This window comes from Pseudomonas sp. B14(2017) (assembly GCF_002113255.1).
In the GTDB taxonomy this organism is placed as follows: domain Bacteria; phylum Pseudomonadota; class Gammaproteobacteria; order Pseudomonadales; family Pseudomonadaceae; genus Aquipseudomonas; species Aquipseudomonas putida_Z.
This window is the reverse complement of the sequence record NZ_NEJY01000025.1, coordinates 117571-124186: the sequence shown is the minus strand read 5'-3', so window position 1 is coordinate 124186 and position 6616 is coordinate 117571. Positions and strand designations below refer to the sequence as shown.

The following is a 6616-nucleotide window of genomic DNA, read 5'->3' as shown; positions in this document are numbered from 1 at the left end:
AGCGATAATCCACAGGCCAAGCTGTCGGCCGTGATCAACTAAACGGCAAGCTCAATGGCCAAAGCCATGATGAGTTACACCACTTCCCGGGACACGATCAGTAGAGAACCTCCGGTCTGTATACTTTCAGCCATGGACTGTGGCCATACATCGGGGTATTCCATCCTCAACCTTTCCGCAGAATCCCCCTCGCCATGCCGACACACATTACCCAGCAAATGCAGCTTGTTGAGGCGCTCGTAGGACTGAAAATTCTGGAGTACCAAGCCGCGTACGTTTGTAAAATGCTGGTTGAGTTTGTCGCCCCAGCTAGCACGCTGAATCTCATCGAGCAACTTGGCTTTGTCCTTCGGATCACCTACGCAGTTGCTAAGATATTTGCGTATCTGCTGCTCCCACAGCGATTGGATGCCCAAGCACAGCGCCATCCTTGTCTTTAGAATAAGCTCATGGTGGTCATAGAGATGAAAAGCGGCGAGGGCCTCGTCTGGTTGTGCCGCGATTTCAGCCCTTTTATGCTCCAGGGCTGCTAGCGATGGATCCACCACCAACGAAAGGAAATCTTGCGCCACTTCGCCATACTTGTTGGCGTAGGCGTCGGCTATCTTCGGCGTCCATTTCGGTTTTACGGTCATCAGGTATCCTTTGCTTTTGGGCAAGATGCGTACGTCACCAGCCACATAAGAGAGCGTCACAATGAAGTCAGCAGGGATAGCGGTAGTCATCGCGATGATTGGGGTGGGCAACGCTTGGGCATCCCCAGACTACCGCTGCACCGTAGAGCGGGCAATGTCTGCATCTGAAAGCTCGCTTGGCCATATGTACATCGGTAAACAGTTCACAGTCGAGCGTAAAACCGGCCTGATGGCTGGTGCCCTGAAGAACTCGTACGCTACCAAGCCGCAGGTTATCGACTACGGGTCCAGCGAGAACAGCTACAAAGTTGTCACGACTATGCGAATTGATCAGGGGGCCGGGGCGGGATCGAGCTTGTTCGCACTCACGATCAGTGAGTACGCCGACGGTAAACGCAAGCCGTTCGTATTCCTAAGCGACAGTGATGTATACCTTGGGTGGTGCGAGCATTTCTGACGGCTCAGTTGCGACTTTCAAACCGCACGTTCCACCAAATTTTCTAGACGAGCTTTCGCCCACAGCTGAATATCCCCTATGAACCGGGGCGGGAATATCAGGTGGGGTGGCCCAGATACGACAAAGCCCCGCCAATGTCGGGGCCTTGAAGGTGCGGGCGGTGCTTCCAACACCCCAACACCAGAGTCGAGGGGAATTCTCTGCTTAGCGGGCGGGGATTCTCGACTCAGAACATACTGTAGCCCACATCACCCAGTTGTCCACCGTCTTGCGGGTTAACTTTCAGTACTGCCAACAGCCGGGCAGGCTGGCCAAAGTCGGCCAAGTGTGGGTCATTCCTTAATGCCCTGGCTGCTGGCCCCTGCCATGCCCAGCATGAAATTAGAATATCCAAGGCAGCAAAAAGCCGCCCGAGGGCGGCTACGTGCGAAGGCGTTCTATCGCTGAAATGATGGCATCAGCGTAGGCATCTAAAGCCTGAAGGCAGGTCATCGTGTTTTCGTGGGCATTCACAGACCCACGCTGCCTGATCCATGTACTTACTTCTTCGATGGCTGCCCTCAAGGCGGTCTGGTTTATATGCAGTGTCTCAAGGGCGTCCGCTATTGCCGCGTTCTGGTCGTCCATGTACCGTCCTCAATGTGGGTGCAGCACCGGATGGGGCTCGTTAGGCGCTGGCTTTCATCGCACGCTGTACGGTACTGAGGCTAACACCAAGGCTCTCAGCAGCCTTGCGGAACGATAGCCCACCACACACAGCGGCACGTATTGCTTCGTCATCCACGGTCTTCGTGCGGCCCTTGTATACGCCTTTCTGCTTGGCCTTGGCGATACCCTCCCGCTGACGTTCTTTAATCATAGCCCGCTCGAACTGGGCTACGGCCCCCATCATTTGAAGCATAAGATTCTGGCTCGGGCTGTCTTCGCCAGTGAACTCAAGCTTTTCCTTGTCGAAGTAGATATATACGCCCCGCTGGGTCAAGTCTTCTACCAGCTTGAGCAGGTCCACAAGAGAGCGGGCTAGTCGGTCTATGCTGTGAACAACAATGGTATCCCCTTCCCGGACATATTCCAGCATCGCCTGCAACTGGGGACGATCCATAGTTGCCGCACTCACCTTCTCAGTGAAGACCTTATCCAGGGCGATGCCGTCAAGCTGCCGTTCAGTGTTCTGGTCAACCGAGCTAACGCGAATGTACCCGACCTTTGCCATGTCCCTGTCCTCTGTATTCATTAGACTCTAGATGCAGAGATTATGGCTGTATTCAATGACCAAGGCAAGCCTAATGAATACAAGTTTCATGTGGTTTCTGTATTCATCAACTTGTGACCGCTAGCGTTTACGCCAATGAATACACGTCGCGGGTTGAGTAACCCCTGCGCCGCTATGTTCAGTTAGTGGTGTGGCACCGCTGGATAACCGCCCAACTCGGAAGTAGTATCTGCACTGCCAACACTAAGCGCTGAGCCAGTAAAAAGGACTGATGATGAGCGACTGGGAAGACCTCTGCGAAACCTTGAACATTGACCTGCAAGATCCTGACGGACTCGAAGAACTGCTGGACCGTGAGTCCAGAGAGGAAAGATCAAAGCCAGCACCTGCTAACTGGAGCGCCTGGAAAGCCTATCTGAAAGCCCACGCAGAGCCAGATTGTGCACGTTGCCAAGGAACCGGGTATCTCGGCAGATACAGAGAGATAGAGGATGGTCGGTGCTTCCTATGCTTCCCCGATAGCACTTGGGAAAAGCGGCAAAGGTAGGAATCCTTACCGCTACCGAGGGTGGCTGGTGCTATTCCCATACAAAACATGTGGAATATGAAAGAAAGTGGCTGTTCGCTTGACCCCGTATAGTGCAAGTCCCCAGAAACACTGGGCTGTAGCCGTGTAGTGGCATCCAGACGGCCCCGATAGGTGGCCAGCTGGATTAGTTACGCCGTTAGTTTCCCATTAGTTAATTGGCGACTGCTCGTTCTGCCTTATACGACCGAAACTCGTCCATCGTTAGCTTGGGTAGGCCGTACCATCGCTGGAAGACGTTATGTAGCTGCAAGTCCCGATCTTCTTGCGTGATCTTGTACTGCACTCGCATCGCATCAAGGTCTAGCTCAGCGGGCCAGTACTTCAGACGCTTCTGTTCAAAGCATCGGTGAATACAGCCGTTACTACCGCTCATATCCACCCGCTCTACAGAGCACTTGACCAGCCCTCGTGATAAGAGGGATTTAAGAGTGCGGGTTAGGTTGGCCAGATCAAAGTCGCCGTAGCCCAACTCGTCTCTGAGCACTTCCTGTACGCGTACAGCGTTGTACGGTGGGTACAGGTATTCGGTGGGGTTAATGTGGGCGAGTGCTTCGAGCACCCGCGCCTTGTTCTTCGTCATTCTCATGGAGTTGTTATCGTTGTTATTGACAAGTAGCGTGGGTTCATCATCGGTACAGCCTATTCCTACGCCGCATCAGCCACTGGCTCTGTCGCCACTGGTGGGAGCTCAAGGTGTGCCGGGTATGTTGCACTGATGCCTGTAGAGTTAGAAGGCTCAAGAACGGGGAAGGGGTTGTTCCCCTTCTTACCCTGCTTAATAGAATTGTTGTCTTGTCTCATGGCATGCTGTATGTGCAGGGAGCAGGGCGGGAAGCCCTGATGGTCTTGATTTCAACTTTGCAGATAAATGCTAACGTCCCGTTACGTCATGATAGCTTGGTTGTCAGTAAGATTAGGAGCGGGATGGGCTTTATTATCTCTTCTATCCCTCTGCTGTATAGAGTTGTCATCCGTGCTTCAGGCAGAGGCGATCGGTCTGTGGTGTAGGCGCTAGGTTGTGATGTCAATCTCAATGTATAGCTGTATACTATTAATATAAAAAGACGCGGTGGAGGCGTCACTTGCGTCACGAGTGCTCTAGGCCCTGCACTACTAGTGGCTTACAGGTGTGACACTTTGTTTTTATAAGCGTCACGGAAGCGTCACCGGCGTCACGATAGCTGTCACGCCACATATACTTTTCGCAGGTCAGCAGGGGCAGAAGTTTCAGAAAGTCCAAAAGATTGCCCAGCTGGCGTGATCCACAATCGGCTAAGATTGGTACGTTCTGCTTGCAGCCCAGCTTTATTAGTTCATTGCTGATCGCGGAAGCGGAAACTTCATTCCCCTTAGCTAACTTATAGGCGTCCTTGATGTCGGTTGCTTTAAGCACCTGCACGTCACGGATGAACTCAGCTACAAATTCGGCTAACTCTTCGCGTGTGGTGAAACCGATCATCTCTTTCTTGCTGGTGGTCATCGGTGCTGGGCTGGTCGGGTAGAAGCTGGTCAGGTCAATCTGCTCAAGGTAATCCCGCACAAGCTGGAACCCACCAGCTTCCAGCCACGGGCGTAGCTGAGCGTTGAGGAAGTGCCCTGTCTCGTCAATGTCTACCCGGTGCTTGATAAACTGCGGCACCCAGAAGCGGCGATCTTCAGCTTCAAGATCCAGCGGAACTAAATCGTTACTGGTGACGATGAAATTTATGTAGTTGTCAATGATTACAATTGGCTGGTGCTTGCGGTTTAGCGTAAATGTGTTGTTGCCCTGGATCGACTTCAATGCATTCGCGGTAGCTTCGCCATTCTTGTAAAGCTCATCAATGACGACCAAAGTCTTGCCTGCAAGGACTTCGTTAAAATCGCCGACTACGCTTTTTAAGCCGGTGTTGGCCACACTGTTTTCACCCAGTAGGCCGGACATTAAGCACTCAACGAAAAAGCCTTTTCCTGTACCATGATCGCTTCGCAGAAGAGGCGTAACGATTTGGCGGCGGTGTGGATTTCTTACTGTCCAGGCCATCCAGCAGGTAAAGTAACTACGCTCTTCGCCATCTGGAAACCAGCGTGCCAGGAATTCAAGAAACGGGGCTACCTGATCCTGTGTTACTATCTGGCCGGACGGTTGTAGCTTGGGTGCTCGCCATAGGTTCAACAGATCGCCATCGAGAATCCTTGGCCCAAGTGGCCGGAATCCTTCACCCAGAACAACATTAAGCGGCAAGTTGTCACCTAACTTCAGCTCTGATCCACCGTGTTTCCAGTAGTGGGTCAACAAAATGAACGGGTCGGATTGAATGACTCCTGTAACTAGGTCTCGGTAGCTTGCGGTAGAGGTTTTAGAGGGTATTCGGACAAATCTTTCTTTCAGTGATTGTCGAGCTTGCATTTCTTTGCTTATTTGGGTGTTTGACATTTTCTATCCTTGGTTGTAGGTCGTTTACAGCAATTAGAGCGTGCGTAGTTAATAAGCTTGCAATGTAGGTAGTAACGCGCATTCCAGAGGCGGCTTAAAGTTTCGGTTTGCACAACCATATTGTGGATCTCAGCGGTTTAGCACTGCTGTTTCCCCTTTCTAAGGCGGCACGAAGCCGCCCCGCCTTCATAGCGTTTCTGTTCTAATTTGGCTTGATCAGGTAATGCTCACGGCGATGGGAGTGGCTGGTTAAAGGAAGCCACTCGTAAGATGCATTCGCCTAATTCGGACCATGAGGTCGGCCTGGCAGTTTACAGCCTGCACACGATGCTTTAGCGGTTTCGGCCTGTTGATTGCCCATGAAACATTTAGCGTCTAGGTAGTCATAGTCCAGTTCGGCCATGCTTCGCGATGAACTTAGTAAGCCAAATCAAGCCTTTTCCAGTAATCAGGGTGGTGGGTTTCAGTTTGCTAACTCCATCAATGTTTTCGTAAGTTCCCCACTGTACCTTGAATCGTCCGCTGTCCAAGTGCTGCTGGTATGGAAGATTCTTCTTATAGCCACCTGCTGTCAGAATGCCGTGCTCGCGAAGATAGCGGCTAAGCCGGGTTTTACCTGTGCCCAAGCTCTTGGCAGCAACTCCCAGGTTGAAGGTGTCATTCGATCCGTTCATGAGGTCGTAAAACTCAATCTTCTCAGCATGCTCGCCGAGTCGCTCTTGTAGTTCGCAGGCCCGCTCTTGTTGAATAAATGCATATTGCTTGACTATGGCTTGGATGATTTTTGGTTCGGAGTATAGTGCCGTTGGGTCATCGCAGCGTAGTTTGAAGCTAGGTACCAACAATCCTGTGGAATCGATTGATTCTGTCCAAAAGTCACTCGGGCACAATTCAAGTTGCTTCAGCAGAACGCCTATTTCCGACATGACTTGAGAGTGAGTCTTACCGGTAAGCAATGCGATATCTGTACTGTAAACAATAGGTCCGACCACTGGGCTGATCTCCCAGCTGACCACTGCCACCTGTGTCTTAGAGCTACCGCTCGGGTGCTTTGAGGCAATCCGACGATGTTGGCGGTTAGTGAAGGTATTGCTTTGTTGCATCTTGTATTTCATGTTCATGTTTTGGTGTTACCGTTTTTTAGGCAAAGCTGTCCCGTGCTCTGTATGTGAGCATATTTAAGCGGGAGATATGTTTGGTGTTTCTTGCTGTGTGACATTTAGGTGGTTGGCTAATTCATGGTAACTTCCTTTGGGGTGATATATAAAGTGTGTGTGGCGGTCGCTTTGTTATTATCTAGTCATCT

General features: G+C 51.5%; 7 protein-coding genes. 1 reads left to right on the top strand and 6 read right to left on the bottom strand.

The annotated features are described in order from the left end of the window. Window positions 1-74: 74 nt before the first annotated feature. A complete protein-coding gene (locus tag CAG34_RS24185) occupies window positions 75-635 on the bottom strand; it encodes a hypothetical protein (RefSeq protein WP_085592861.1) in 561 nt (186 codons plus the stop codon). A gap of 154 nt (window positions 636-789) precedes the next feature. Here CAG34_RS24185 and CAG34_RS24180 point away from each other — a divergent pair, with 154 nt between their 5' ends. After that, entirely contained in the window at window positions 790-1092 is a 303-nt protein-coding gene (locus CAG34_RS24180; RefSeq protein ID WP_143516535.1) for a hypothetical protein, read from the top strand. A 420-nt stretch (window positions 1093-1512) separates the two neighbouring features. Here CAG34_RS24180 and CAG34_RS24175 read toward each other — a convergent pair whose 3' ends face one another. The 5 genes from CAG34_RS24175 to CAG34_RS24155 form a co-directional block, all read right to left on the bottom strand. Continuing rightward, the gene (locus CAG34_RS24175) at window positions 1513-1719 is read right to left on the bottom strand and encodes a hypothetical protein (RefSeq protein ID WP_085592857.1); all 207 of its coding nucleotides are present in this window, start codon (window positions 1717-1719) and stop codon (window positions 1513-1515) included. Between the two features lie 40 nt (window positions 1720-1759). Continuing rightward, complete coding sequence (locus CAG34_RS24170) at window positions 1760-2305, bottom strand: recombinase family protein (protein ID WP_085592867.1); 546 nt, start codon at window positions 2303-2305, stop codon at window positions 1760-1762. Window positions 2306-3045: 740 nt separating this feature from the next. After that, window positions 3046-3480, bottom strand: coding sequence for a hypothetical protein (locus CAG34_RS24165; RefSeq protein ID WP_085592855.1), 435 nt, complete (start codon window positions 3478-3480; stop codon window positions 3046-3048). Between the two features lie 501 nt (window positions 3481-3981). After that, window positions 3982-5310, bottom strand: a complete 1329-nt coding sequence (locus tag CAG34_RS28655) for a primase-helicase family protein (RefSeq protein WP_143516534.1) — start codon at window positions 5308-5310, stop codon at window positions 3982-3984. A 383-nt stretch (window positions 5311-5693) separates the two neighbouring features. Continuing rightward, window positions 5694-6431, bottom strand: coding sequence for a phage antirepressor KilAC domain-containing protein (locus CAG34_RS24155; protein ID WP_085592851.1), 738 nt, complete (start codon window positions 6429-6431; stop codon window positions 5694-5696). Window positions 6432-6616 lie beyond the last annotated feature (185 nt).

Excerpts from the sequence above, each read along its gene's own strand:
- CAG34_RS24185 (WP_085592861.1), bottom strand. The coding sequence starts at position 635 with ATGACCGTAAAACCGAAATGGACGCCGAAGATAGCCGACGCCTACGCC.
- CAG34_RS24180 (WP_143516535.1), top strand. The coding sequence starts at position 790 with ATGTCTGCATCTGAAAGCTCGCTTGGCCATATGTACATCGGTAAACAG.
- CAG34_RS24175 (WP_085592857.1), bottom strand. The coding sequence starts at position 1,719 with ATGGACGACCAGAACGCGGCAATAGCGGACGCCCTTGAGACACTGCAT.
- CAG34_RS24170 (WP_085592867.1), bottom strand. The coding sequence starts at position 2,305 with ATGGCAAAGGTCGGGTACATTCGCGTTAGCTCGGTTGACCAGAACACT.
- CAG34_RS24165 (WP_085592855.1), bottom strand. The coding sequence starts at position 3,480 with ATGAGAATGACGAAGAACAAGGCGCGGGTGCTCGAAGCACTCGCCCAC.
- CAG34_RS28655 (WP_143516534.1), bottom strand. The coding sequence starts at position 5,310 with ATGTCAAACACCCAAATAAGCAAAGAAATGCAAGCTCGACAATCACTG.
- CAG34_RS24155 (WP_085592851.1), bottom strand. The coding sequence starts at position 6,431 with ATGAACATGAAATACAAGATGCAACAAAGCAATACCTTCACTAACCGC.